The sequence below is a fragment of the Amycolatopsis sp. NPDC051106 genome (genome assembly GCF_040682775.1).
Classification (GTDB): domain Bacteria; phylum Actinomycetota; class Actinomycetes; order Mycobacteriales; family Pseudonocardiaceae; genus Amycolatopsis.
Genome location: NZ_JBFBBQ010000021.1, coordinates 47196 through 70833, shown reverse-complemented (window position 1 = coordinate 70833; position 23638 = coordinate 47196). Strand labels below are relative to the sequence as shown.

27 protein-coding genes are annotated in these 23638 nt (G+C 70.7%); 16 read left to right on the top strand and 11 right to left on the bottom strand.

Going from position 1 to position 23638, the window contains the following annotated elements; translation table 11 throughout:
• Position 1: 1 nt before the first annotated feature.
• From AB0M83_RS18485 to AB0M83_RS18475, 3 genes are read left to right on the top strand one after another with little or no spacing between them, the layout of a single operon-like run.
• Positions 2-2149: a hypothetical protein gene (locus AB0M83_RS18485; protein WP_364518484.1), complete on the top strand. Its 2148-nt coding sequence runs from the start codon at positions 2-4 to the stop codon at positions 2147-2149.
• Positions 2149-3111 carry a hypothetical protein gene (locus AB0M83_RS18480; protein WP_364518482.1) on the top strand — a complete coding sequence of 321 codons (963 nt, stop codon included), beginning with the start codon at positions 2149-2151 and terminating at the stop codon, positions 3109-3111. Before AB0M83_RS18485 ends, AB0M83_RS18480 begins: the two co-directional genes overlap by 1 nt.
• Positions 3104-4480 carry a DUF4407 domain-containing protein gene (locus AB0M83_RS18475; RefSeq protein WP_364518480.1) on the top strand — a complete coding sequence of 459 codons (1377 nt, stop codon included), beginning with the start codon at positions 3104-3106 and terminating at the stop codon, positions 4478-4480. Before AB0M83_RS18480 ends, AB0M83_RS18475 begins: the two co-directional genes overlap by 8 nt.
• Positions 4481-4527: 47 nt before the next feature.
• Here the strand turns inward: AB0M83_RS18475 and AB0M83_RS18470 are convergent, their stop codons facing one another.
• From AB0M83_RS18470 to AB0M83_RS18455, 4 genes are read right to left on the bottom strand one after another with little or no spacing between them, the layout of a single operon-like run.
• Entirely contained in the window at positions 4528-5916 is a 1389-nt protein-coding gene (locus AB0M83_RS18470) for an alpha/beta hydrolase (RefSeq protein ID WP_364518478.1), read from the bottom strand.
• A gap of 43 nt (positions 5917-5959) precedes the next feature.
• A complete protein-coding gene (locus AB0M83_RS18465; protein WP_364518476.1) occupies positions 5960-7087 on the bottom strand; it encodes an SMP-30/gluconolactonase/LRE family protein in 1128 nt (375 codons plus the stop codon).
• Between the two features lie 52 nt (positions 7088-7139).
• On the bottom strand, positions 7140-7778 hold the full coding sequence (locus AB0M83_RS18460) for a pyridoxal 5'-phosphate synthase (RefSeq protein ID WP_364518474.1): 639 nt from the start codon (positions 7776-7778) through the stop codon (positions 7140-7142).
• A gap of 1 nt (position 7779) precedes the next feature.
• On the bottom strand, positions 7780-8454 hold the full coding sequence (locus AB0M83_RS18455) for a hypothetical protein (protein ID WP_364518472.1): 675 nt from the start codon (positions 8452-8454) through the stop codon (positions 7780-7782).
• Between the two features lie 82 nt (positions 8455-8536).
• On the opposite strand from AB0M83_RS18455, the gene AB0M83_RS18450 reads away from it, so the two are divergent.
• Positions 8537-9070, top strand: coding sequence for a DUF2020 domain-containing protein (locus AB0M83_RS18450; protein ID WP_364518470.1), 534 nt, complete (start codon positions 8537-8539; stop codon positions 9068-9070).
• Between the two features lie 148 nt (positions 9071-9218).
• Complete coding sequence (locus AB0M83_RS18445; RefSeq protein ID WP_364518469.1) at positions 9219-9671, top strand: hypothetical protein; 453 nt, start codon at positions 9219-9221, stop codon at positions 9669-9671.
• A gap of 64 nt (positions 9672-9735) precedes the next feature.
• Here AB0M83_RS18445 and AB0M83_RS18440 read toward each other — a convergent pair whose 3' ends face one another.
• The gene (locus AB0M83_RS18440) at positions 9736-10272 is read right to left on the bottom strand and encodes a hypothetical protein (RefSeq protein ID WP_364518467.1); all 537 of its coding nucleotides are present in this window, start codon (positions 10270-10272) and stop codon (positions 9736-9738) included.
• Between the two features lie 97 nt (positions 10273-10369).
• Here AB0M83_RS18440 and AB0M83_RS18435 point away from each other — a divergent pair, with 97 nt between their 5' ends.
• Positions 10370-10885: a peptidylprolyl isomerase gene (locus tag AB0M83_RS18435; protein ID WP_364518465.1), complete on the top strand. Its 516-nt coding sequence runs from the start codon at positions 10370-10372 to the stop codon at positions 10883-10885.
• Positions 10886-10916: 31 nt separating this feature from the next.
• Positions 10917-11879: a rhomboid family intramembrane serine protease gene (locus AB0M83_RS18430; RefSeq protein ID WP_364518463.1), complete on the top strand. Its 963-nt coding sequence runs from the start codon at positions 10917-10919 to the stop codon at positions 11877-11879.
• Here the strand turns inward: AB0M83_RS18430 and AB0M83_RS18425 are convergent.
• Both AB0M83_RS18425 and crgA read right to left on the bottom strand, forming a co-directional pair.
• Positions 11876-12289 carry a PH domain-containing protein gene (locus AB0M83_RS18425; RefSeq protein WP_364518461.1) on the bottom strand — a complete coding sequence of 138 codons (414 nt, stop codon included), beginning with the start codon at positions 12287-12289 and terminating at the stop codon, positions 11876-11878. The genes AB0M83_RS18430 and AB0M83_RS18425 overlap by 4 nt on opposite strands.
• Positions 12290-12359: 70 nt before the next feature.
• Complete coding sequence (crgA, locus tag AB0M83_RS18420) at positions 12360-12626, bottom strand: cell division protein CrgA (protein ID WP_348952508.1); 267 nt, start codon at positions 12624-12626, stop codon at positions 12360-12362.
• 387 nt (positions 12627-13013) lie between these two features.
• Between crgA and AB0M83_RS18415 the strand changes: the two genes are divergently transcribed.
• From AB0M83_RS18415 to AB0M83_RS18400, 4 genes are read left to right on the top strand one after another with little or no spacing between them, the layout of a single operon-like run.
• Positions 13014-13877, top strand: a complete 864-nt coding sequence (locus AB0M83_RS18415) for a class E sortase (protein WP_364518459.1) — start codon at positions 13014-13016, stop codon at positions 13875-13877.
• Entirely contained in the window at positions 13877-14032 is a 156-nt protein-coding gene (locus AB0M83_RS18410) for a hypothetical protein (protein ID WP_364518457.1), read from the top strand. The genes AB0M83_RS18415 and AB0M83_RS18410 overlap by 1 nt, the downstream gene beginning before the upstream one ends.
• Before the next feature lie 53 nt (positions 14033-14085).
• Complete coding sequence (locus tag AB0M83_RS18405) at positions 14086-14580, top strand: protein phosphatase (protein ID WP_364518455.1); 495 nt, start codon at positions 14086-14088, stop codon at positions 14578-14580.
• Positions 14577-15566, top strand: coding sequence for an LLM class flavin-dependent oxidoreductase (locus AB0M83_RS18400; RefSeq protein WP_364518453.1), 990 nt, complete (start codon positions 14577-14579; stop codon positions 15564-15566). The genes AB0M83_RS18405 and AB0M83_RS18400 overlap by 4 nt, the downstream gene beginning before the upstream one ends.
• On the opposite strand, the gene AB0M83_RS18395 is transcribed toward AB0M83_RS18400, so the two are convergent.
• The 3 genes from AB0M83_RS18395 to AB0M83_RS18385 all read right to left on the bottom strand — a co-directional run bounded on the left by AB0M83_RS18395 (position 15535) and on the right by AB0M83_RS18385 (position 17472).
• Positions 15535-15927 (bottom strand): SCO5389 family protein, encoded by a 393-nt coding sequence (locus AB0M83_RS18395; protein WP_103338170.1) that lies wholly within the window; start codon positions 15925-15927, stop codon positions 15535-15537. The two genes, AB0M83_RS18400 and AB0M83_RS18395, sit on opposite strands and share 32 nt — an antisense overlap.
• Positions 15928-16027: 100 nt before the next feature.
• Entirely contained in the window at positions 16028-16762 is a 735-nt protein-coding gene (locus tag AB0M83_RS18390) for an ABC transporter permease (RefSeq protein WP_364518451.1), read from the bottom strand.
• Positions 16759-17472 (bottom strand): ABC transporter ATP-binding protein, encoded by a 714-nt coding sequence (locus AB0M83_RS18385; RefSeq protein ID WP_364518449.1) that lies wholly within the window; start codon positions 17470-17472, stop codon positions 16759-16761. The genes AB0M83_RS18390 and AB0M83_RS18385 overlap by 4 nt, the downstream gene beginning before the upstream one ends.
• A gap of 169 nt (positions 17473-17641) precedes the next feature.
• On the opposite strand from AB0M83_RS18385, the gene AB0M83_RS18380 reads away from it, so the two are divergent.
• Entirely contained in the window at positions 17642-19519 is a 1878-nt protein-coding gene (locus tag AB0M83_RS18380; RefSeq protein ID WP_364518447.1) for a histidine kinase, read from the top strand.
• Complete coding sequence (locus AB0M83_RS18375) at positions 19516-20115, top strand: response regulator transcription factor (protein ID WP_364518552.1); 600 nt, start codon at positions 19516-19518, stop codon at positions 20113-20115. Before AB0M83_RS18380 ends, AB0M83_RS18375 begins: the two co-directional genes overlap by 4 nt.
• Here AB0M83_RS18375 and AB0M83_RS18370 read toward each other — a convergent pair.
• Positions 20112-21437, bottom strand: a complete 1326-nt coding sequence (locus tag AB0M83_RS18370) for a pyridine nucleotide-disulfide oxidoreductase (RefSeq protein WP_364518550.1) — start codon at positions 21435-21437, stop codon at positions 20112-20114. The genes AB0M83_RS18375 and AB0M83_RS18370 overlap by 4 nt on opposite strands.
• A 111-nt stretch (positions 21438-21548) precedes the next feature.
• Here AB0M83_RS18370 and AB0M83_RS18365 point away from each other — a divergent pair, with 111 nt between their 5' ends.
• From AB0M83_RS18365 to AB0M83_RS18355, 3 genes are read left to right on the top strand one after another with little or no spacing between them, the layout of a single operon-like run.
• Positions 21549-22193: an aminodeoxychorismate/anthranilate synthase component II gene (locus tag AB0M83_RS18365; protein WP_364518445.1), complete on the top strand. Its 645-nt coding sequence runs from the start codon at positions 21549-21551 to the stop codon at positions 22191-22193.
• Positions 22190-22981 carry an ABC transporter ATP-binding protein gene (locus AB0M83_RS18360; protein ID WP_364518443.1) on the top strand — a complete coding sequence of 264 codons (792 nt, stop codon included), beginning with the start codon at positions 22190-22192 and terminating at the stop codon, positions 22979-22981. The genes AB0M83_RS18365 and AB0M83_RS18360 overlap by 4 nt, the downstream gene beginning before the upstream one ends.
• Positions 22969-23610 carry a hypothetical protein gene (locus tag AB0M83_RS18355; RefSeq protein ID WP_364518441.1) on the top strand — a complete coding sequence of 214 codons (642 nt, stop codon included), beginning with the start codon at positions 22969-22971 and terminating at the stop codon, positions 23608-23610. Before AB0M83_RS18360 ends, AB0M83_RS18355 begins: the two co-directional genes overlap by 13 nt.
• Positions 23611-23638 lie beyond the last annotated feature (28 nt).

Sequence of the window (23638 nt, the reverse complement as noted above, 5' to 3'; positions counted from 1 at the left end):
GTTGACCACCGACACGACCACCGGAGAAGAGCAGGAAACGCCTGCACCCGACCCCCTTCCCGACGAACCCGAGTTCGGCGACAGCGACCGGATCGCCATCACCGCGAAACAGGTCGTCTACAACTCGATCTCGGGTGACATCCACGCCGGCGCAGCGGTCTTCGGCATCGGTTCCCAGGCACGCCGGGCGACCGGGACCATCACCCGCGACATGCTCCAGGCGGCGCTGCTGAACTTCGTGCGTCCGGACGGCCTGTCCCGCGCGGCGCGAGTTCTGCGACGCAGCCGTGTCGTCGTCTTGCACGGCAATGAAGGCGACGGCAAGTACACGGCGGCGCTGAAGCTGCTTTCCGAGGTCTGCGGTGAGGCCGCCGATTCGCGGCTGACTCTGACGAGCATTTCCCCCGCAACCACGCTCGCGCAGCTCGGCACCGGGATGACGTACCGCGAAGGTCACGGCTACCTGGTCGCCGACCTGGTGAATGACGGTTCGGCGGCACAGGTGCGTGAGCACGACCTGCGTGCGCTCGCGTCGGTGCTGTCCCGGGCCGGGGCCTACCTCGTCATCACCAGTACCGGGCCGGAGCTGCGCGAGCAGTCGTTGCCCGAATTCGTGACGGACCTGCCGGCGCCGGATCCGAGCGAGCTCTTCCTGCGTCTCCCCGGTACCGCCGAACTCGACGAGGATGTCCGGAAGGCGGCGTTGGACCAGGTCGTCCACCTGCGTCCGCGTGAGGTCGTGGCCCTCGCCGCCCACCTGCGGGACGATCCCGAGAACGCGCTGCGGGCGTTTCGCTCGGAGGCTCGGCAGCAGGTCACCGACTGGGTCGAGAAAACGTCGTTGCGACGCGAAATCTTCGAAGTCACGATCGCCGCGCTGTTCGGCGATCTTCCCGAGCCCGCTTTCGAGGACCTCGTCGCAGGGCTCTTGGCTGCCGGAGAGCCGGTGACGTCGGCTCCTCCGCCGCCGGAGCAGGAGTTGCGCCGGCGGAACCGGGAACATCCACTGCTGGTCGCGACCGGCCGTGAGGGAACGGGCGGAACCGGCAGGCGAATCGGTTTCCGGCTCCGCGAACACCGTGCCCTCGCGGTGGAAGCACTCTACGACGAGTTCGGTTACCAACTCTGGGATCCCGTTCGCCGGTGGCTGGTCGAAGTCAGTGAGCTGGACTTGACCGAACGCGGCGAAGGGGAACTGGCGGCCGGGCTTGCGCTCCTCGCTCGCCACGACTTCGCCGACGTCCGCAGGTCCTTTCTCGAGCCGTGGGCGACGGGCGGCGTCGGCGAGCGGAGCCTGGCCGCGCTGGTGCTCTGGTTCATGAGCGATGAGGACGGATTGGCGCCGCTGGCGCTCAGCACCGCGATGGGCTGGGGCGATCGCCAGGGCACGGCCAAGGCGTTGACGTCGGCGATCGCACTCGGCGGTCCACTCGGTCTCCGGTACCCGGCCGAAGCGATGCAACGCCTGTGCTTCCTGGCGCTGCGATCGAAGCGGATCGGTGACGCCGCCGGCGCGTCCCTCGCTTCACTGCTGGCGACCGCGGCGGAAGCCGGAGCGGCGGAGACGGGTGACGTCCTGGCCACCGTGGCCCGTGAGCTCGTGTCGGCGACGAACGGGAAGGTCCTCGCGGCGATCGTGCTGCCCGAGGTCGCGGTGACCGTTGCCGACCCGCTGACCGATGCGCCCGAAACTGCGGATGGAGACACCTATGAGAAGGGAGTGGGCATCCGGGTGCTCCGGGCAGCACGCCGGCTCGTCGTCACCTTGCTCGCGGCTCACCGCACGTCGGTCGCCGAGCCGGTAGCGACGGTCATCCTGCGCGAACAACCCGGCAATATCCCGCTCTTGGGCGCGTTGTGGGCGGACGTCCTCTGCAGCGCCCCACACCGCGCCGATGCCATCGCCGCACTTCGCCGCGCGCTCAAAGCCTTGGAAAACACCGACGACGTACAGAACGCGGTCGCCACGCTGGGCTCGACGATCCACGAGGCCATGCCCGCGGAGCACCGGCAGCTACGGAGCGACGAGCTCCGGCGTCTGCTTTCCGGCGGCGCGCAGGAAACCCACGTCACCACGCTGCTGCGCACTCTCGGCGGGCTGAAGCCGATTTCGCTGCCCCGATCCCGACGACCCCGAGGAGAACTTTGATGAGTTCCGAGGCACGCCCGTACCCCGTCCTGACCGAGCGCTCGCTCGCCCGTGCGCCCCGGAAGTTCCTGTTCCGGAGCAGGCAGATCGCGGAACTCCCCGAATCGGAGCCGGGCGCGGTCTACGTCTTCGAGCGTGGATCGGAGTACACCGCGCTCACCGATCGTCAGCACCTCGCGGGCAACGAAGACCTCGTGGTGAACGCCGTGTCGGTGAGTCTCGTAAGCATGCGCGGGTGCCAGATCTCGGTGCCGTTCCGGCTGCCGTCGTCGAGCGCGGCCGACGATTTCACCGTGATCGTCGAGTTCCACTGCCAGGTCGTCGACCCCGAGCACGTGGCCGAGCACGGGTGGACCGATCTCCGGACTCCGCTCCGCACGTACCTGAAGCAGAACGGCGCGCTGTCCGCGGTCGTCGGGGCATTTTCCCTGGACCAGATCACCCAGGTGCGCCAGGAGGTCAGCGCGCTGGTCGAGGCCTACTGCCGCCTCAGCCCGCCGGCGTTCACCGGGATGCGAATCGGGTTGTCGAGCGTGTCGGTCCAGACGCCCTCGTCGCTGGCCGACCACGAACGCAACCTGCGTGACCAAGGCTGGCGGCACACCATCGACGAGCGCGAGCAGGCAGCCGAAGACCGGACCGCCGCCCGGCTGAACGACTACTTCACCCGGGGGCCGGAAGCGTTGTCGGCGATCGCCGCGGCGAAGAACCAGCTGAACCTGGCAGAGGCCGCCGATCGCGCCCACACGGAGCGGGCGCAGAAGGAACAGAACCTGATCAAGCTGCTCGAGGTGCTGCCCGAGGGCGCGCTCGACACCATCGCCGTGGACGCCCACCGGTTGTACGAGGCGGTCCTCGACAGCGCACTGCCCGGCCGCCCGGTCCACGGTGACCTGGTCGCGAGCGAACCCCCGGCTCAGCTCGATGAAGGACGAAGCGCTGAGGAGAAAAACGGTGCCTGAGCCGAGGTTCCGCCTGCCGGAGGTGCCGGTCCTCGCCCGTCGGCTTCGGTCGCTCACCGGCGTCGACGAGAAGCTGCTGGACGAGGTGCCGAGCGAGCGGCCTCGGTACACCGCGATGGGCGGTGTCGTGCTCGGGACCGCGACCATCGCGACGTTCTCGATGCTGGTCGGGCTCAGCGAAGCACTGGGCAGCTTCTCCATCCTGCTCTTCGTCCCGGCCCTGATCTGGGGTGTGTTCATCCTGAACCTCGACCGCTGGCTCATCACCAGCGCGACGTCGACGGCGTGGGCCAAGCGAGCATCACTGCTCGTCCCGCGGTTGCTGGTCGCGGCCTGTTTCGGGGTCGTCATCGCGGAGCCACTCGTGCTGCGGGTGTTCGAGCCGGCGATCGAACAGCACATCCGCGACCAGCGAGACCAGCAGTTGCGTGATCTGACGAGCGTTCTGCTGCGCTGCAACCCGGAACCGGATGCCGATGCCGCGGCGCGTGCCGCCGCGGAGCAGGCGGAGTGCGCCGGCCACCGGATGAACCTGCTCGCGAACCACGCGACCGTGTCCCGTGAACTGGACGCCTTGCGGAACGAGGCCGAGGGGCTGCGCAAGAGCATCAAGGACGATACGGACGAGCAGGCCCGCCGTGACGCCGTCGCGAGCGGCGAGTGCGTCGGGACAGCGGGTCCGGGGCTGAGCGGGAAAGCAGGTCGTGGGCCGGAGTGCCTCGCGCGGGAAGGGGAGGCGCAGGACTTCCGGCGGACCCACCCGATCGCCGAGCGTGCGGCCCGTCTGGCCGGGTTGGAGAAGCAGATCACCGGGCTCGACTCGACGTTGACCGACGCGCAGAAGAACTACCGGGAGCTGCGCGAGGCCGAGGTCCAGCGCCAAGTCGCCGCGGAGGCGGCGCACCAGGGTGCGATCGGGCTGCTCGAACGGCTCCGAGCACTGGACGAGCTCACGTCGGCGAACGGATTCCTCGTCGCCGCCACTTGGTTCATCCGCGGGTTCCTGATCCTCGTCGACTGCCTGCCGGTGCTGGTCAAGCTGCTGGGCGGCACCACGCGGTACGAACAGCTGCTCGAGCTGCGGGTCACCAGCAAGTACAAGGTCTTCCAGCAGCGCGTCCGGACCGATGAGATCCGGGAGGTGTCCGCACTCGAGAACGAGCAGCACGAGCTCCGCAACCGTGCCGATACCCGCCGTGCGCGTTCGGACGCGGAGCGGCGGTCGGCCGCGGCGCAGATGCGGGCCGAACTGGACGATGAAGTCGTCCAGCTGGCCGCCCGGTTGAAACGCGCCAATGCCTTCGACGAGCCGCCGGCGGTGCCGCGACGTGAGGGAGTCAATGGGCGGCAACCCCACGCGATGACCTGAACAGGCCGGCCCGGAGCGTGCGTTCTCGCCGCTCCGGGCGGTCGTTCCTACTTCAGGAAGCTGATCACCGCGTCCCGGCCCGTGTGGCCTCGCTCGCGGTTCTGGATCGAGTGCGACTCGCCCGGCACGATCACCAGCTTTCCCTGGGGCGCAACGCCGGCCTCCTCCCGCGCCCACTCCAACGGCGTCGACAGGTCGCGGTCGCCGTTCAGCAGCAGCACCGGGACGTTCGGCAGCTTCGCCGCCGGGTTCGAGCCGACGCGCTCCGCCGGCCACGGCAGGCAGCCCTGGATGAATCCTTGGTGCGTCGCCACTTCCGTTGTGTACGGCCAAGTCGCCGACGCCGGCAGCGCACGCGCGGTCAACGACAACAACGGCTGCCGCGCGGACACCGGTGTCGCCGAGGTGCCCCACGGGAAGCGCTGGTCCGCGCACAGCGTCGCCGCGTGGAGGCCTGTGCTGTAGGCCGCCGGCGGGACGTCCTCGGTCGTGTAGCCCTCGACGAGCTGGTCGAGCCACTCCGGTGAGCCGCCGCGGGCCGCGTGCAGGGCGCCGATGATGTCGCCCGCGTCCGGGGAGCGGTACGTCGGATCGGAGAACTCGTAAGCGACGATCGCGTCGAAGATCTTCACGCCGTCGGCCGCACTGCGGTGGCGCACCACCCACGCGAGGTCGTCGGCCGGGTCGAAGCCGCAGGCCGGGGCCACCGAACACGCCAGCCGCAGCACGCGGGCTTCGGCCGTCAAGCCCGTCAGGTACAGCGTCGTGGCCGGTGTCGAGTGGTGCGGCAGCACGGAGTCGAGGACGACCTTGCTGACGTTGCCCGGGTGCGCGATCGCGTAGCGCGCCGCCGTGAACGAGCCGTACGAGACGCCGTCGACCACCATCTTCCGCACTCCCAGCGCCTGCCGGAGCTGGTCGAAGTCCGCGACGCTCTGGTCGGTCGAGTACAGCGGGGCCGTGTCGCCGAGGATGCGCGCGCATTCGGTGACCGCGTCGCGCGTCGGCGTCGCGATGTCCGAACTGCCCATCTGCGCCTGCAGACCCGGGCAGTTCAGCGCGCCCGCACCCGTCCCGCGCTGGTCCAGCATGACGAACCGGTAGTCCTTCGCGACCTCCGGCAACCTCTGCGTCGCGATCCGCGTGATCGTGCCGACGCCGCCCTGCCCGGGGCCGCCGGTGAGGAACAGCAGCACGCCCTTCGGCGCGGTCACGTTGTCGGACGTCGCGACCGGCAGGTCGAGCGTGCCCGGCCGGCGGCCGGTGTGGTCGAACGGCACGGTCAGCGTCGAGCACGTGAAGCCCGGCTGTCCCGGGCACGGATGCGGGTCCGTCAGCTTCGGCCGTCCCCCAGGACGCGCGTCGGCCGCGGCCACACCCCCGAGTGCGGCGGTCAGCGCCAGGACCAGCCCGGCGGTCAGCAGTTTCGAACGCATGATCCATCATCGCCACAACGACCCGGGTGCGGCATACCCCCGATCAGGGGCGGACGCAGGAAATCTTCGCCCGGACCGGACCCGCCGGGCTCGCTTCGCCGGCCGTATTGGGTGCGTTGTCGCGGCGGTTGCCGTCGGACTGCGTCACGCACAGGCGGCCGTCCGGGAGCAGCACCGGGCTCGTCGGGAACTCCAGCGGTCCGGCGTTGCGCAGCTTCGACGTCGCGTCGGCCGGGGTGCGGAAGTACTCGACGACGCGGCCGTCGCGGCGGGCCAGCACGATCGCGTTGCGCTCGTTCGCCGCCGTCCAGACGTTGCCCGCCCGGTCGAGGACGATCCCGTCGGCGCCTTCGAGGTAGGGGTGCTGGACCTCGAGGTCGTCCAGGCACAGCGTGTTCGCCGGGAACGCGACGTCGCAGCCGGTCGACGCGCGGGGGCGGCCGCCGCGGTCCATCGGCACGCGCCAGAGCGCACCCCGCGCCGTGTCCGCCACCAGCAGCGTGCCGTCCGCCGTGAACGCCAGGCCGTTGGCGACGATGTGCTGCGAGCCCGCGGTGTCCGCGGCGGTCCGGCCGGCGGGCGTGATCGTGACCGTGCCGGGCGGCAGGCCGCGCACGTCCCGGCCGACCCCGCCGGCGAGCACGTCGCTGACCATCGGCTGCACCCGGAACTGCTCGAGAGCGGCGCCGTCCGTGCCCGCCCGCCAGACCCGGCCCTGGCCGGTGCCGCCGTCGGAGATCCAGAGTGCGCCCGACCGGTCGAACGCCAGGCCGTTCGCGCCCGGGACGCCGCTCGTGAACACCGTCGCCGCCGGTGGGTTCGCCGCGTCCGGCACGAAGGACACCACGGTTTCGCCGTTCGCGACGTACAGCCGGCCGCGACGGTCGAACGCGAGCCCGGCGGGGTTGCACGGCGCCGGGATCGTGCCGACGACGGCTGCCGGGCCGCCGGTGGCCGCGACGCGGTAGACCGGGCAGGGATCGGCGCCGCGCGCCGGCGAGTAGAGGTTGCCGCGGCCGTCGGTGGTCAGGCCTTCGAGGCCGAGCGGCGACGCGAACACCGTCTCGAACACGGCGGGGTGCTGTGCCGAAGAGACTTCACCGGCGGAAGCGCCGGACAACAGCCCGGCGGTGAGCGCGGCAGTGGCGGTGAGGACGACGGTTCGGCGCATGCGGGGCCTCCGTTTTGTCGGATTTCCTGCCTACGCCGCCGCGCCCGGACCGTCAAGGCCAGAGGCGCTCGCGGACCCAGCTCCCGCCGGTCTTCCGGTACCGCAGCCGCACGTGCCGGCGGTCGTGGCTCGCCTGCCAGAACTCCACTTCGTCCGGGTCGACGAGGTAGCGCGTCCACGTTTCCGGGGCGGTGTCCGGGTTTTCCGCCACCCAGCGCTCCGCTTCCGCGGCCGCCGCGTCGAGATCGGCCGGGTCGCGCAGCACCTGCGACTGGTGCCCGATGAACGCCTCGACGCGCGACGCCGGCGGCCGCGCCAGGAAGTCCGCCGCCGACACCTCGGGCGCCGCGGGGGAGACCGGGCCGCGCAGCCGGACCTGCCGGCCCCGGCCGGGCCAGAAGAACGTCAGCGCGGCGCGCGGATCCTTGCGCAGCTGCAGGCCTTTCGGGCTTTCCGAGCTGGTGGCGACCGCCCAGCCGGCCGGGCCGACGTCTTTGAGGATGACCACCCGCGCGTCCGGCGCACCGTCTGCGTCCACTGTGGACAGTGTGACGGCGTGCGGCGCCAGCACGTGCTCGCCGGCCTCGGTCAGCCACTCGACGAAGAGCGACTGCGGGTCCGCGGGCGCCGTTTCCGGTGTGAACACGGGAAGTTCTTCGGGGAACGACCGCCAGCCACGCAACTCCACCATGTCAGTAACCGTACGGCGGGTGCCCCGGCGGCGGGTAGACGGGCGGCTGCGGACCGGCCTGCCCGGCGTACGGCGGGGGCGGCACCGGCGGCGCGGCCATCGGCGGCTGCTGCTGCCAGCCGGGCGGCGCCTGCTGGGCCGGCGGGAGCTGCGGTTGCTGCTGCGCCTGCTGCCACTGCACCTGCTGGTAGACCTCGGCGGGCTCCGGGAAGCAGTACGTCAGCTTGGCGTTGACCGATCCCTGCACCGCGGCGCCCCAGAACTTCCCGCCGACGAACGCGTACCGCTGCCCGGCCGAGACGTCGACCGCCACCATCCGCGTCTCGCCGCCGAACTGGTTGCCCGACTTCGCCGACGCGGCCTGCGCGGCGTCCGGGTACACGCGCTGGCCGACGAGGCCGGCGATGACGACCGACGCCGCCGTCCAGCCCATGGTGCCGACGAGGTTCGCGCGGGCGTGCTGGGTGGCGCGGCCGGTGAAGTCGTACAGCGCGGCGGCCGTGACCTCGGGGACCGCCGCGGCGATGACGCAGTAGTTCATCGTCGACAGCATCACCGACTCGGTGAACAGCCCGACGGGGCAGAGCGCGGGCCCGATCTGCACGGTGTTCAACTGGCCGCCGGAGCGCTGGATGCGCTCGGCCACCGCGCCGAGGTACTGCTCGGGGGTAAGCACGGCGCCATCGTCGCACGTCCGACCGTCTCGGCGGATTCAGCCAGCGGTTTTCACACATGCTTCATGGTTGACTGTGCGCGCTATGCGACGACTCGTACTTCTCGCACCCGCCGTGGTGCTGCTGGCCGGCTGCGGCCCTTCCATCGTGTCCGGTACCGCGGCCCCCAGCCCGCCGTCGGCGTCCGCCGGCGCGAACGCGGGATCGGAGCTGCCGCCGGATCCCCAGCCGGCCGCGACCGAGGACTGCCCGTACCTCGACAGCGAGTTCGTGGCCGACTCGAACGGCCAGCACGTGTCGAAGGTGCGCGTGTCGGCGGACAAGCCGCACCCGGCGTGCTTCTTCTACCGCCCGGACGGGAAGGTCCAGCTCACCGTCCGGGTGTACGTCGGGGACGCGAAGACGGCGACGGCGCTGGTCAACAAGGTGGCGCCGGTCGATTCGTCGAACCCGGCGAGCGATCCGGCCGGGTGGAAGGGCGGGTACGAGTCGACCGACGACGGGGCCGTCTACGCGGTCGCGAAGGGGACCGCGGCGGTCATCGCGACCACTAACCAAAAGCAGAGCGTGAAGGCACGCACAGTGGTCAAGAAGGCTATCGCTGCCCTGAAGCTCTAGGTAGCGGGCTCCACACGGGTGAGTGATGTTGATCTTGTATTACCCTGTGCGTCACGCGCAGGCTTCGTGGACTCGCGCACCGCAGCCATCGGGGGATCCCCACCCCCGGGGGCCGGGCACAAAATCTGCAACGACAAAGGACTAGATCGTGGCTGACACCCTCAAGGAAATCCTGCTCGACTCCAGCCGTCGCCCGGCTGTCGTGACCGACTTCGAGACCCTCGTCGACGCCGAGGTCTCGGACAAGGGCGGCGTCTCGGGTGCCGTCGTCAAGACCGGCTTCGCCGCGGTCAAGAAGATCAAGCCGGGCATCATCCCCTCGGCCGTCGACACGCTGCTGCCGGACTTCGCCACCGCGCTCGAGCCGTTCTACGGCGACTACCGCGCCAAGGGCGGCAACGACTTCGGTGCCTACCTGTCCAGCCGCTCGGACGAGGCTTCCGACGCGCTCCTGAGCGTCACCGACTCGCGCGCCGAGCGCAGCAGCCGGGACAGCATCAAGAAGGTCTACGGCAAGCTGCGCCCGAACGGCAAGAAGAACGTCGAGGAGGCGCTGCCCCGCCTCGGCGCGCTGATCGACAAGCACGCCGCCGCGGTCTGAGCGGACTCCAAGCACCACTGAAGAGGCCCCCGGGTGCACGCCCGGGGGCCTCTTCGTGCCGCGTTCAGTTCTTCTTTTCGGCAGGCGTCGCGGACGGCGCCTTGCCGTTCGCCTGCGGGCTCGGCTTCGCCGCTTCGGCGGGCTTCGGCGCGGGCGGGGTGGCCTTCGGCGGCGCGGGCGCGACCGGCGGCTCCTGCTTCGAGCGGAGGGCGTAGGCGGCACCGGCACCGACCACGACCAGGCCGAGCAGCCACGGCCACTTGCGACGGCTGCGCGTGCCCTTGGCCGCGGCCTTCGCCTCGACGACAGCGGCGTAGAAGTCCTTCTTCGCCGCCTTGAAGTCCTTCTTGCCGCGGCGCTTCGAGTCGCCGGCCGCCTTCGCGGCCTTGATGGCGGCCTTCTTCGCCTTGCGACCCGGCTTGCGCAGCTCGGAGAGCCGGGAAAGGGCCTCCTGGCGAGCGGCCTTCGAGCTCTTCTTGAGCTCCTTGCGGGTGAGCTCGGTCTTCTTCGCGAGCTGCTTCTGCGCGCGCCGGCCGTGCTTGACGCCCTCGGAGACGAGTTTGTCGGCGGTCTCGGCGGCCTGGGCTGTCGCCCGGGACATGGACTTCACCTCATCATTCGTTTTGACACTGCTCTGTTACCCGTAACCTATCGTGCCCCTTTTCGCCGCCGCTCGCTGCAGATGGCACGATGAAGCCGTGAAAGCGACGCTGCACACCAACCAGGGTGACATCAACCTGAACCTGCTTCCCGACCACGCGCCGAAGACGGTCGCGAACTTCGTCGGGCTGGCGGAGGGCACCAAGGAGTACACCCAGCCGAACGCGGCGGGCACGAACTCCGGCCCCTTCTACGACGGTTCGATCTTCCACCGGGTCATCGACGGCTTCATGCTGCAGGGCGGCGACCCGACCGGCACCGGCCGCGGCGGCCCCGGCTACAAGTTCGGCGACGAGTTCCACCCCGAGCTGCAGTTCAGCAAGCCGTACCTGCTGGCCATGGCCAACGCCGGGCCCGGCACCAACGGCTCGCAGTTCTTCATCACCGTCGCGCCGACCACCCACCTGAACTTCCGCCACACGATCTTCGGCGAGGTGGCCGACCAGGAGTCGCGCAACGTCGTCGACGCGATCGCTCGTACCTCGACGGGGCCCGCGGACCGTCCGCTGACCGACGTCGTCATCGAGAAGGTCACGATCGACCACGAGGGCTGAGCCGGTCAGGTTTCGGTAGGTTGGTCTCATCGTGAGCCAACCGCCGAACCCCGCCGTCGAACCCCAAGCCGCGCTGCCCGGGTGCTGGTGGCACCCGAACCGCCCGACCGGACTGAGCTGTTCCCGGTGCGGGCGTCCGGCGTGCCCGGACTGCCTCCGCGAAGCCCCCGTCGGCTTCCAGTGCACCGACTGCGTGCACAGCGGCACCCAGCAGCAACGCCGGCAGCACCGCGATTACCAGGAGGCCGGGTTCGGCCAGCGCACCGTCTTCGGCGCGCGGCTGTCCCAGTCGGTGCTCGTCACCCAGGTCATCCTCGCGGTGAACGTCCTGGTCTTCCTGATCACGGTCGTCCAGGCGGGCAGCCTCAACGACAACGAGCTGTCGTCGCTCTTCCAGCACGGCGCCCTCTACGGCGACGCGACGCTGGGCCACGGCGAGTGGTGGCGCGTCCTGACCAACGGGTTCCTGCACTACGGGCCCATCCACATCGCGGTCAACATGTTCTCGCTGTGGATGATGGGCCGGTCGCTGGAGCAGGTCACCGGCCGCGGCCGTTACCTCGCGCTCTACTTCGTCTCCATGCTCGGGGCCTCAGCGGCGGTGCTGCTGTTCGGCGACCCCAGCGGGTACCCGGGCACGGCCGGCGCGTCCGGTGCGCTGTTCGGCCTGATGGGCGCCTACGCGGTCACCGTGGTGAAACTGCGCCTCAACCCCACCGGCTTGATCATCACGCTCGCGCTGAACGCGTTCATCACCTTCGGCATCCCGGGCATCTCCATCTGGGCGCACGCCGGGGGGCTGGTGACCGGGGCGCTGCTCACCGTCGCGCTGCTCTACGCCCCGGAGGTCGGCCAGGCGCGCTGGCAGGCGATCGGCATCACGATCATCACCGTCGCGATCCTCGGCTTGATCGTCTACAAGGGCTCGCAGTTCCCGCCCGAAACCTGCCAGTTCGTTCAGCTGCCGTTCGGCCGGTACTACGTCTGCGCCTAGTTCCGCAGCGTGCTGAGCACGTCCAGGACGTCGCGGGGGTCTTCGCCGAGGTCGAGCCACCCGAAGATGTACAGCTCGTCTTCGTGCTCGATCTCGAGCGTGACGCCGTCGCGGCCCAGCCGGCGGGTGGTGCGCAGCCGCGTGCGGGTCTGCGCCCACGGCAGCCGGTGCGTGCCGCCCAGCGTCCGGGCCACCAGGCCCTCGCTGTCGGCGGCCAGCCGGGGCCGGACGAGCGTCGCATGGGCGGCGAACGCGCCGACGGCGACCGTTGCCAGCGCGAACAGCACCAGGCCGCCGCGGTCGCCGGTCAGCGCGTCGGCCACCACGCCGACCAGCAGCAGCGCGGTGACCGCCCACGCCGATACCACAAGGGCCCGACGCGGCGCCCACGAGGTGGGGTAGTTATCCACAGGGGTTATCCACACTGGGGATGAGTCACACCGGTGTAATTCGGCGTCAAGCCACCATTCGGAGTAATAATCAGCGCCAGCGCATGGTCATGAGGAGGCCCGCGATCATCAGCGCGAACCCGCCGGCGAAGTTCCAGTTCCCGAGGTCGGCCATCCAGGAGATCTTGTCCCCGGCGATGTAGTTCACCAGCAGCCAGATCAGGCCCAGGAGCATCAGCCCGAACATGGGGATCTTCCAGGCGAGACCGGTGGGACCGGCCGCCCGCACCTTCACCGGCGTGCGCCGGTCGGCAGGCGGGGTGTAAGCCGTCTTCTTGCGGACCTTGGACTTGGGCATCGTGTTCCTCGCGGTGCTGTTCGGGCTGGTCGGTGGCGATGACCCGCTCGGGGTGCGCAACCAGCGCCACGTGCACACGTTAACGTAAACGACCGCAGGAAAGCAGCGGCCGGGAGTGGTCGGATTTCCCGTACCGTGACGTCGGGGTCACCAAGGGTCGGACGCGGCTTGAGAGGAGCTTGCGTGACTACGCGCGAAGGACCGGATGACGACCGGCGCAGACACCCCGGGCAACGGCCCGTGCCCCAGCGCCGGAATCCCGCCACGCCCCCTCGCGGCCAGGTGCCGCCGCGCCCCCAGGGACCGCCGCCGCGGCGTCCGCAGGGACCGCCGCCGCGCCGCTACAGCAGCCCCGTCCCGCCGCCGGGCTCGGCCGAGGAGACGGTCGTGTTCGCCCCGGTCGGCAAGGGCGGCACCGCCACCAAGGAGAAGCCGCCCCCGGCGCCGCTGGGCAAGGGCGGCGTCGCGATCCGGACCGCCGGCGAAATCCTCATCACGCTGGGCCTGGTCGTCCTGCTGTTCATGGTCTACGAGCTGTACGTGACCGACCTGTTCTCGGCGGGCAAGCAGTCCGAGGCGAGCGACCAGCTCGACGGCGAGTGGGCGCACGACCGCACGCTGCACCCGGAGCTGATCGACGGCAAGGCGTTCGCCCGCATCCACATCCCGACGTTCGGCGTCGACTACAACTTCACGATCCAGGAGGGCACCGACGACGCCGCCCTGGAGGTCGGCCCCGGCCACTACAAGGGCACGTCGCTGCCCGGCGAGCCCGGCAACTTCGCCGTCGCCGGCCACCGTGTCGGCAAGGGCGCCCCGTTCAACGACCTGGACAACCTCTCCTCCTGTGACCAGATCGTGATCGAGACCTCGACCGACTTCTACATCTACAAGGTCCTGCCCTACGACGACGAGATCGAGGACTGGGCCGGCGGCAAGGGCGCCGACCCGAAGTGCAAGGGCGTCTCGACCCTGCGCGACCCGAACGCCGAGGACGGCGGCGCGTACGACGAGACCTTCGGCCGCAAGGTCGTGCTGCCGAGCCAGGGCACCGCGGTGAACCCGGTCCCGTACAAGGACGCGGAGACGCTGCCGAAGGCCCAGCAGGCCGCGCTGCTCACGCTCACCACGTGCCACCCGCAGTTCTCTGCCCAGCAGCGGCTCATCATCACGTCGGTGCTGACCCAGCAGGTGCCGAAGAACCAGGTCAAGGACTACGGCGACCTGCTCTCGAAGATCGGAGAAGCCTGATGTACGGGTGGCTCTGGCGAAAGTTCCCGGGCCCGTTCGCGGCGAAGCTGACGATCGCCGTGGTCCTCGCCCTGGGCGTGGTGGCGCTGCTGATGTTCGTGGTGTTCCCGTGGCTGGAGCCGCGGCTGTGGTTCAACGAGGTCGCGGTCAACTGAGCCGGAACCCGCCGGGCGTGCGGACCGTTGCCCCTCTCGGGAGAGGGGCTGCCGTGAAGACACGCCAGAAGGATCGGGACAACCCGCCGCCGGAGTCGGCCTGGAACGAGATCCGGCCGGGTCTGTGGATGGGCGGGCACGTCCGCGCGGGCGAGGAACCGGTCGTCGTCGGGCGCGAGTTCGACCTCGTGCTGAGCCTGTACCAGCGCGAGGGGCACGGCCCGCCGCCCGGCGTCGAACACCACTTCGCCGAGATGCCGGACGGGCCGTTGAGCGAGGCGCAGATCGCCGAGGTCGAGCGGTTCGCGCTGCTCGCCGCCGAGGCGGTGCGCGCTGGCCGGTCGACGCTCGTGCGCTGCCACGCCGGGCTCAACCGGTCGGGGCTGGTCGTCGTGCAGACGCTCGTCGAGCTGGGGCTCGGCGTGCCGGAGGCGATCGCGCTGGTCCGGCAGCGGCGGTCGCCGTGGGCGCTGCACAACGAGCTGTTCGTGCAGTACCTCGAGAGCGGGCTGCCGACCGCGCGCCTGCTGGTCGGGCTCGGCCCGTGAGGTTCGGGGTCTTCCTGGTCAGCGGCCGGTTTCCCGGTCAACGCGACTCCGACGTCCTCCGCCGGTCCGTCCGCGCCGCCGAGCTGGCCGAAGAAGCCGGCTTCGATGACGTCTGGTTCGCCGAGCACCACTTCATGCCCTACGGCGTGTGCCCGTCCGCCGTCACGTTGGCCGCGCACGTGCTCGGCCGGACGTCGCGGATTCGCGTCGGCACCGCCGTCAGCGTCCTGTCGACCACGCACCCGGTGGCGCTGGCCGAGCAGTGGGCGATGCTCGACGCCGTCTCCGGCGGCCGGCTGCGGCTCGGCGTCGGGCGTGGCGGCCCGTGGCAGGACCTCGAGGTCTTCGGCACCGGTCTGGACCGCTACGAGACGGGCTTCGAGGAGACCCTCGACGTCTTCCTGCAGGCCACCACCGGCCGGGCGCGTGCCCGGGGACGGCACTTCGCCTTCCGGGAGGTGCCCGTGGTGCCGGCTCCGGAGCGGCGGCCGGACGTCGTCGTGGCCTGCGGTGGGCCGGCGTCGGATGCCGTGCGGCTGGCCGCGGCGAGGGATCTGCCGCTGCTGCTCGGCCTGCACGCGGACGACGAAGAGAAAGCAGCCACCGTCGCGGCCTACGGAAAGCCCGCGGACCACGTCTCGACCGTGCTCTGCCAGGTGGGCGACGCCGGCGTCGTCCGCGAGGCGCTGCCGGCGTGGCTGAAGGACGGGCTCGCCGCGCACGTCACGGTCGACGGGCGGCCCGGGCCGGCGCGGGATCCGGGGGAGTACACCGAACGGCTCTGCGAAATTCACCCCGTCGGCGAGGCGGACCACTGCGTCCGGGTCCTGGGAACGAGCCTCCGGCGCACCGGCGTCTCCCACGTGCTGATGCTCGTGGAAGCGTCGGGTACGCCGGAGGGCACGTACGCGAACATCGCGCGGATCGGCACCGAGGTGCTGCCCGCGCTGCGGGCTAGCAGTCCCGCAGCTCCGGGCTCTGGTTGAGCAGCTGGCCGCGCGGCGAGACGAACGCGCGGTAGCGGTCACCGTCCAGTTCGGACTTCTTGAACACGGCGACCCGGTGGCAGTTCTGGAAGGCCAGCTTGACGCCGAAGTGGCGTTCGAGGCCGCCGCGGATCGCGTCCGAGGCCAGGGCCCGCAGGAGCTGCCCGCGGGCGGCCTCGCTCGGTGGCGGCGTCTCGTTGTCGGCGAAACCGTCCGCCGCTCCCTCGGCGTCGGCGATGACGCCGGTGATGACCTCCCAGGCGTACGGCAGGGATTCCTTGACGCAGGTGACGAACTCGGCGTCGGTGACCTCCCCGCGCTCGGCCTTCTCCAGCAGCGCGGGTGACACGTCCAGGGACATCGAACCTCCAGTTTGAGCAGGGCCACCTTCCTGGCTACCGGCCGGGTGGCCCGGCCACAAGAGAAAACGATGATCATCACCAATATGGCGGAAGGCGGGGTCACTCCCAGCGGAAGAGCTTCGCCGCCAGCGCCGTTCCGAGCACCGCGAACCCGGCGAGCACGACCAGCTGCGGCGGCTGCACGCCGGCGCCCACCCAGGCGTCCTGCAAGGCCTGGGTGCCCGGCGGGAGGTAGTCGCCGATCCGTTGGAGGACCTCCGGCAGCAACGCCCGTGGCAGGTAGACGCCGCCGAAGAACATCGTGGGCAGGAACGCGATCATCGCGAAGCCGCCGGCGGCCTTCGCCGTCCGGGCGACCGCCGCCGCCAGCAGGCCGAACGAGAACATCGAGACCGTGCCCAGCAGCAGTGTCACCAGGAATAACAGGGGATGCTTCGGCATCGGGACGTCGTAGGCCGCGTGGGCCACGCCCAGTGTCAGGCCGATGCCCGCCAGCGCGACGGCGACGTGGATCAGCAGCTGTGCGCCCAGCAGGTTCGCCGGGTGCACCGGGGTCGTGGCGAGCCGGCGCAGCACGCCCTGCTCGCGGTAGGTCGCGACGGCGCCCGGGATCGACTGCAGCGCCAGCATCGCGAGGCTGAGGACGATCACCGACGGCACCCACGCGTCGATGAACCGGTACCCACCGGCGGCCGAGCTGGGCTCCGTCATGCCCGGGATGGCGCCGACCGCCAGCAGCACCGCGGCCGGCAGCAGGATGCCCGCGACACCCATGAACGGCGTGCGGAGGAAGAGCTTCGTTTCGGTGGCGGTGATCTTGGCGAAGGTGTTCACAGCGTGCTCCTCGTGAGCGAGACGAACGCGTCGTCCAAAGTGGAGGCTCCGGCCGCGGCGCGGAGCTCGGCGGGCGTGCCGGTGGCGACCACGCGCCCGGCGTCGAAGACCGCGACGCGGTCGCAGAGCCGCTCGGCCTCGTCCATGAAGTGGGTGACCAGCAGGACGGTGACGCCGGTGGCGCGCACGCCTTCGACCAGCCGCCACGTCTCACGGCGGGCGTGCGGGTCGAGCCCGGTGGTCAGCTCGTCGAGGATGGCCAGTTCCGGGTTGCCGACCAGCGCCAGCGCGATCGACACACGCTGCTTCTGACCGCCGGAAAGCTTTCCGAAGTACGCGCGGGCGTGGTCTCGCAGGTCGACCTGGTCGAGCAGGACGTCGACGTCGGCCGGGTCCGGGTAGAAGGACGCGAACAGCTCCAGCGCCTCACGCACCCGCAGCTTCGCGGGCAGCCGGCTTTCCTGCAGCTGGACGCCGACGCGACGGGTCAGCGCGGCGCGGTCGGCCGCGGGGTCGAGGCCGAGCACGGAGAGCTCGCCGCTGTCGGCCTGGCGAAGGCCCTGCAGGCATTCGACGGTCGTGGTCTTCCCGGCGCCGTTCGTGCCGAGGATGCCGAAGATTTCGCCGCGCTCGACGGTGAAGGAAACGCCGTCGACCGCGACCCGGGAGCCGTAGCTCTTGCGGAGGTCGGTGACTTCGATGAGGGGCATGGTCATGAAGCTACGAAGGTTCGGCGCCGCGCAGAATGCCGCTGAATCCCCAGCTCAAGTAGGGTTTTGCTGAAGCCGGGGTGGGGCTGGGCCCACCCCGGTCGGGGAGTTTGGGGCAGTGCGTGGACCGGGGTGGTCCGGCGAAGATCTGCGGGGAAGGAGGTGCCGGATGACGTACCTGCGTGCCCTCGGGCGGGCCTGCGCGCTGGCCGCGTTCTCGTTGCTCAGCTGGTTCGACGTGCTCGTCGAGCTGATCGCGTTCGCCGTGCTGTGCGTCGGCCTGGTCTTCTTCCTCGGCCCGGCGGTCGAATGGACGCGGGGTCGCTCGTCGACGGCCCGGGCGCTGGCCGCGCGCTGGTGCGGCGTCGCGATCGAACCGCCGTACCAGCCCGAGCCGCCGGAACCGGTGCGGGAACGCGACGGCTGGTACCGCGACGGCAACCAGCTCTACAAGCGGGCGTTCTGGGTCCGCTGGCAGCACCGGCTCACGTGGGCGCTGGAGGACCCGGCGGCCGGCCGGGAGTTCACCTGGCAGCTGCTGAACCCGCTGGTCACGCTGCTGCTGCCGATCGCTGTGCTGCTCGGCGGGCCGGTGGTGCTGCGCGGCTACGGCCGGTGGACGCGCTGGTGGCTCGGCCCCCGCCCGGTCGTCGAACACCGCGAGAACTGGCTGCACCGGCACCTCGAATCACTCGGCCACCAGGCCGGCATCCTCGCGCTTTCCGTGGTGCACCTGGTTTTCTCGGTGTGGCAGCTGGCCGTCATCATCGTCGCTGCACCCGTGGCGGCACCGGTCGTGCTGGGGAGCCGGACCATCACGGACACGCTGCGGCGTGAGGCCGGGAACTGGACCGGCGTGCGGATCCCGCGCCCGTACCTCCCGCCGCCCGGTCTCCCGGTGCCCCGCCCGGACGGGCTGTTCCAGGTCGGCAAGCGGTTGTACGAGGAGCCGTTCTGGCCGGTCCAGCACGCTCGACGGCGATGGGTCCTGCGCGACCGGGCCACCTGGCGCGACCTCGCCGCCGGCGGCCTGGTCCCGCTGGTGTCGCTGGTGTTGACCCTGCCCACGGCCGCGCTGCTCAGCTGGGGATCGATCGGCTTGGCGATGCTGTGGGTGTGGCGGCCCTTCGTGACGTCGCCGGTCCAGTGGCTCTTCCTGCCGGAGGTGTCGACGCACCTCGGCGCGCTCGCGCAAACCCCGCTGTGCCTCGCCGCGCTGGCGGCCGGTCTGGCACCGACGACGTGGCTGGCCCGGCAGCAGGCGCGGTTCGCGCGGGTTTGGCTCGGGCCGACGGACGCGACCCGGCTCGCCCAGCGCGTCGAACGGCTCAAGCAGACCCGCAGCGACGTCACCGTGACGCAGGCGGCGGAGCTGCGGCGGATCGAACGCGACCTGCACGACGGCATCCAGTCGCGGCTGGTCGCGATGGGGATGAAGCTCGGCGCGGTCGAGGCGCTCGTGGACACCGATCCGGCGGCGGCGAAGCGGCTCGCGGCCGAGCTGCGCGCGGCGTCGTCGGAAGCGCTCACCGAGCTGCGGGTCCTGATCCGCGGCATCCACCCGCCGGTGCTGTCCGAGCGCGGGCTGCTGGACGCCGTGCGCGCGCTGGCTTTGGACAGCCCGCTGAAGGCGCAGGTCACGGGCTCGCTGCCGGGACGCATCGAGGAGCCGGTGGAGGCGTGCACGTACTTCGCGGTGTCGGAACTGCTGGGCAACGCGGCCAAGCACGGCGCGGGGCGGGTGTCGATCGACGTCGGCTTCGCCGACGACCAGCTGACGGTCGTCGTGACCGACGACGGCAAGGGCGGCGCGAACCCGGCGCGGGGCTCGGGACTCCGCGGAATCGAGCGTCGGCTGGGCGGCTTCGACGGTAGGTTGACGCTGACCAGCCCGATCGGCGGGCCGACGAGGGCGACCGTGGAGATTCCGTGCCTGATACATCCGGGGCTTCGCCCCGGGCCGGGGGCTCTGCCACCCGGAGCCCCCAAGGGGGGCGACCCAGAACAGTCGTCGCCGAGGACCAGTACCTCCTCCGAGACGGCCTGACGCATCTCCTGGCAGCACACGGTTTCGATGTCGTCGCGGCGGTCGGCAGCGGTCCCGAACTGGCCGCAGCACTGCGGGAGCACCGGCCCGATGTGTCCGTTGTGGACGTTCGCATGCCCCCGACGAACACGGACGAAGGCCTGCAGGTGTCGTTGGCGGCCCGGCGCGAATTCCCGGGCCTGCCGATCCTCGTGCTGTCCCAGCACGTCGAGCAGCTGTACGCCCGCGAACTCCTCGCCGACGGCACCGGCGCGATCGGTTACCTGCTGAAGGACCGGGTCTTCAACGCGGACCAGTTCATCGACGCGGTCCGCCGGGTCGCGGCCGGCGGCACGGTGATGGACCCCGAAGTGATCGCGAAACTCCTGTCCGGCAACGCGTCCGACCCCCTCGCCGCCCTGACCCCGCGCGAACGCGAGGTCCTCGGCTTGATGGCGGAGGGCTGCTCCAACGCGGCGATCGCCGGACGGCTGCACTTCAGCGAAGGCGCGGTCGGCAAGCACACAGCGAACATCTTCCAGAAGCTCGGCATCTCGGCTTCGGATGACACGAACCGCCGTGTGCTGGCCGTCCTCGCGTACCTCGGTGCCGTTTAGCCGCGCGAAACCCGGGTCATCTCTTCGCGCTCCACGACCTTGATCCGCTCACGGCCCGCGGCCAGGCCCAGCGACTTCTCGTGCGCGTCGAGCTTGCCCCAGCCTTCCCAGGTCGTGAACGGGATCCCGCGCGCCGCCAGGAACTCCAGGATCGCGTCCGGGGACGCGTACTTCGGGGCGGCCAGCGTTTCCGCGTCCGACAGCAGGTTCGCGATCGTCTCCGCCGCGTCGCCCTTCGTGTGGCCGATCAGGCCCACCGGTCCGCGCTTGATCCAGCCCGTGACGTACACACCCGGGAGCTGGTTCTCGTCGAGATCCAGCACGCGGCCCGCCTGGTTCGGGACCACGCCGTGGACGTGGTCGAACGGGAGCTCCGGCAGGTGCGACGACAGGTAGCCCACCGCGCGGTACACCGCCTGGACGTCCCAGTCGTGGAACTCGCCGGTGCCGCGCACGTTCCCGTCGCCGGTCAGTTCGGTCCGTTCCGTGCGCAGGCCGGAAACCCGGCCGTCCGTGCCCAGGACTTCCGTGGGCGAGTGGAAGAAGTGCAGGTGCAGCCGTTTCGGGCGCGAGCCCGGCTCGCGGATCGCCCACTCCTGCAGCGTCTTCACGACCATGTCGATCTGCTTCGACGCCCGCAGCGCCGCGATGCTGCCGTCGTCGAACTCGATGTCCTCCGGGGACACGATGACCTCGACGTTCGGCGAGTGGTCCAGCTCGCGCAGCTCCAGCGGCGTGAACTTCGCCTGGGCCGGGCCGCGGCGGCCGAACACGTGCACGTCGGTGATCGGGCTGGCCTTCAGGCCCTGGTAGACGTTGTCCGGGATGTCGGTGGTCAGCAGCTCGTCGGCCGTCTTCGCCAGGATGCGTGCGACGTCCAGCGCCACGTTGCCGACGCCGAGGACCGCGACCGAAGACGCGTCGAGCGGCCAGGTGCGCGGCACGTCCGGGTGGCCGTCGTACCAGGACACGAAGTCCGCGGCGCCGTGGCTGCCGTCCAGGTCGATGCCCGGGATGTCGAGCTCGCGGTCGGCGGACGCGCCGGTCGAGAAGATCACCGCGTCGTAGAACTCGCGCAGCTCGTCGAGCTTGATGTCGGAGCCGTAGTCGATGTTGCCCAGCAGGCGGATGTTCGGCTTGTCCAGCACCTTGTGCAGCGCCGTCACGATGCCCTTGATCCGCGGGTGGTCGGGCGCGACGCCGTAGCGGATCAACCCAAAGGGCGCGGGCATCCGTTCGAAGAGGTCGACCACGACTCCGCCCGACACGTCAGACTTGTCCAGGATGTCGGCGGCGTAAATGCCCGCGGGACCAGCGCCCACGACGGCTACGCGAAGAGATCGGCTCACTCGTTCCACGGTAGGTTAGGTTGCCCTAACCTAAAATGTGATTTACGGTACGGTCCACTAGCTGGGAGCCGGTAGGCTCGGCACATGCGCGTTCTCGTCGTCGACAACTACGACAGCTTCGTCTACAACCTGGTCCAGTACCTGGCCCAGCTCGGCGCCGACTGCACGGTCTGGCGCAACGACGTCGTGGACCTCGACCGCGTTCCCGAGTTCGACGCCGTGCTCGTCTCGCCGGGCCCGGGAACTCCCGAACGCGCTGGTCAGAGCATGGACGTCATCCGCAAGTGCGCCGAGACCCGCACGCCGATGCTCGGCGTCTGCCTCGGCCACCAAGCGCTCGGCGTCGTCTACGGCGCGACCGTGGACCGCGCGCCCGAGCTGCTCCACGGCAAGACGAGCCAGGTCCGGCACGAGGGCACGGGCGTCCTCAAGGACCTGCCCGAGGAGTTCACGGCCACCCGGTACCACTCCTTGACCGTGGTGCCCGACACCATCCCGGCCGACGTCTTCGAGGTCACCGGCCGCACCGAGACCGGCATCGTGATGGGCATGCGCCACCGCGAGCTGCCGCTGGAAGGCGTCCAGTTCCACCCCGAGTCGGTGCTCACCGAGGGCGGCCACCGGATGCTGGCGAACTGGCTGGCCGCGGCCGGTCATCCCGTCGACCCGGCCCGCGTCGAGGAGCTCGAGCGGGCGACCAAGGCGCTTCAGAAGGCCGCTGTTGCGTGATCCGGCTCGAGGGAGTCGGCAAGCGGTACGGGCGCGGTGACTTCGTCCTCCACGACGTCGACCTGAGCGTCGAGCCCGGGCACGTCGTCGGCGTCCTCGGCAGCAACGGCTCCGGCAAGTCGACGCTGCTGCGGATCATGGCCGGCGTCTCGCACCCGACCACCGGCACCCTCACCGGCACCCCGCGGATCGGCTACCTGCCGGACCGCTTCCCGGCCGGTCAGCGCATGGGCGCGCGGGCGTACCTGCGGCACATGGCGCGCATCCGCGGGTTCGCCGACCTTTCGGTGATCGACCCGCTGCTCGAGCGGCTCGCGCTGGTCGGCGGCCCGACGGCGCCGCTGCGCACGCTGTCCAAGGGCAACGCGCAGAAGGTCGGGCTCGCGCAGGCCGTCATGGTGCGGCCGGACCTGCTGATCCTCGACGAGCCGTGGTCCGGGCTCGACGTCGGGACGCACGCGATCCTCGGCGAGGTCGTCGCCGAGACGCGGGCGCGGGGCGCGAGCGTCGTGTTCACCGACCACCGGCCGCAGGTGGTGCACGACCACGCCGACGTCGTCCACCTCATGAACGACGGCCGGCTCACGGCGGAGAGCACCGAGCCGACGACGCGGATTGTGCTGCGCGGCCACGGCACCGGGTGGGTGGACGAGCCCGGCGTGCGCCACGCGGTCGCGGAAGGCCCCCAAGTCGTGCTCACGGTCGAGGTCGCTTCGGTGGACGCCATTCTGCTGCGGGCGTTGAAGGACGGCTGGTCGGTGCGGGAGGTGGCACCGTGCTCGCCCTGACCCGCTACTACCTGGCGCTGCTCGGCCATTCGCAGCGGTACCTGCCGGCGCTGCTGGCTTACCTCGCGCTGTGCGTGATCCTCTACGCCGACCCGCATTCGCCGCCGCTGCCGCTGTTCGGCGTGAGCGCCGGCGGCCTGCTCGTCGTGTCGTGCTGGCTGACGATCGCGCTGCTCGACATCGAGGATCCGGTGCAGCGGCTGGTCACCCTCAGCCACGCGCGGCAGTGGCGGCGGATGATCACCGGGGCGATCCTCACCGTGCTGGCGTGCTCCGCGATCCTCACCGTGATCACCGAGACGTGGTCGGCCCTCAAGTCGGTCAAGTTCCAGCCGGCGGCGCTGGGCATCGGGCTGCTTGCCCACCTCGCGTGCGCGCTGCTGGGCATCGCGATCGCGCTGCCGTGCTCGCGGCTGCTCGTGCAGCGGGTCGGCTGGACGGTGCTCGCCGCCGTCGTCACGACGATCGTCGTGCTGCTGGCGAAGATCCCGCTGGTCCACCCGCTGCTGCACGCCCTGACCGACGAGGAACCGGTCGGCGGACCGCTCGTCCTGGCCGTGATGACGTCGGCGGTGGTGCTGGCCGCGAGCTTCCTCGTCGTGGCTCGGCTCGTGCAGCGCCGTTCCTGAGTGCAATTTGCAATCTTCAATTTCCGCG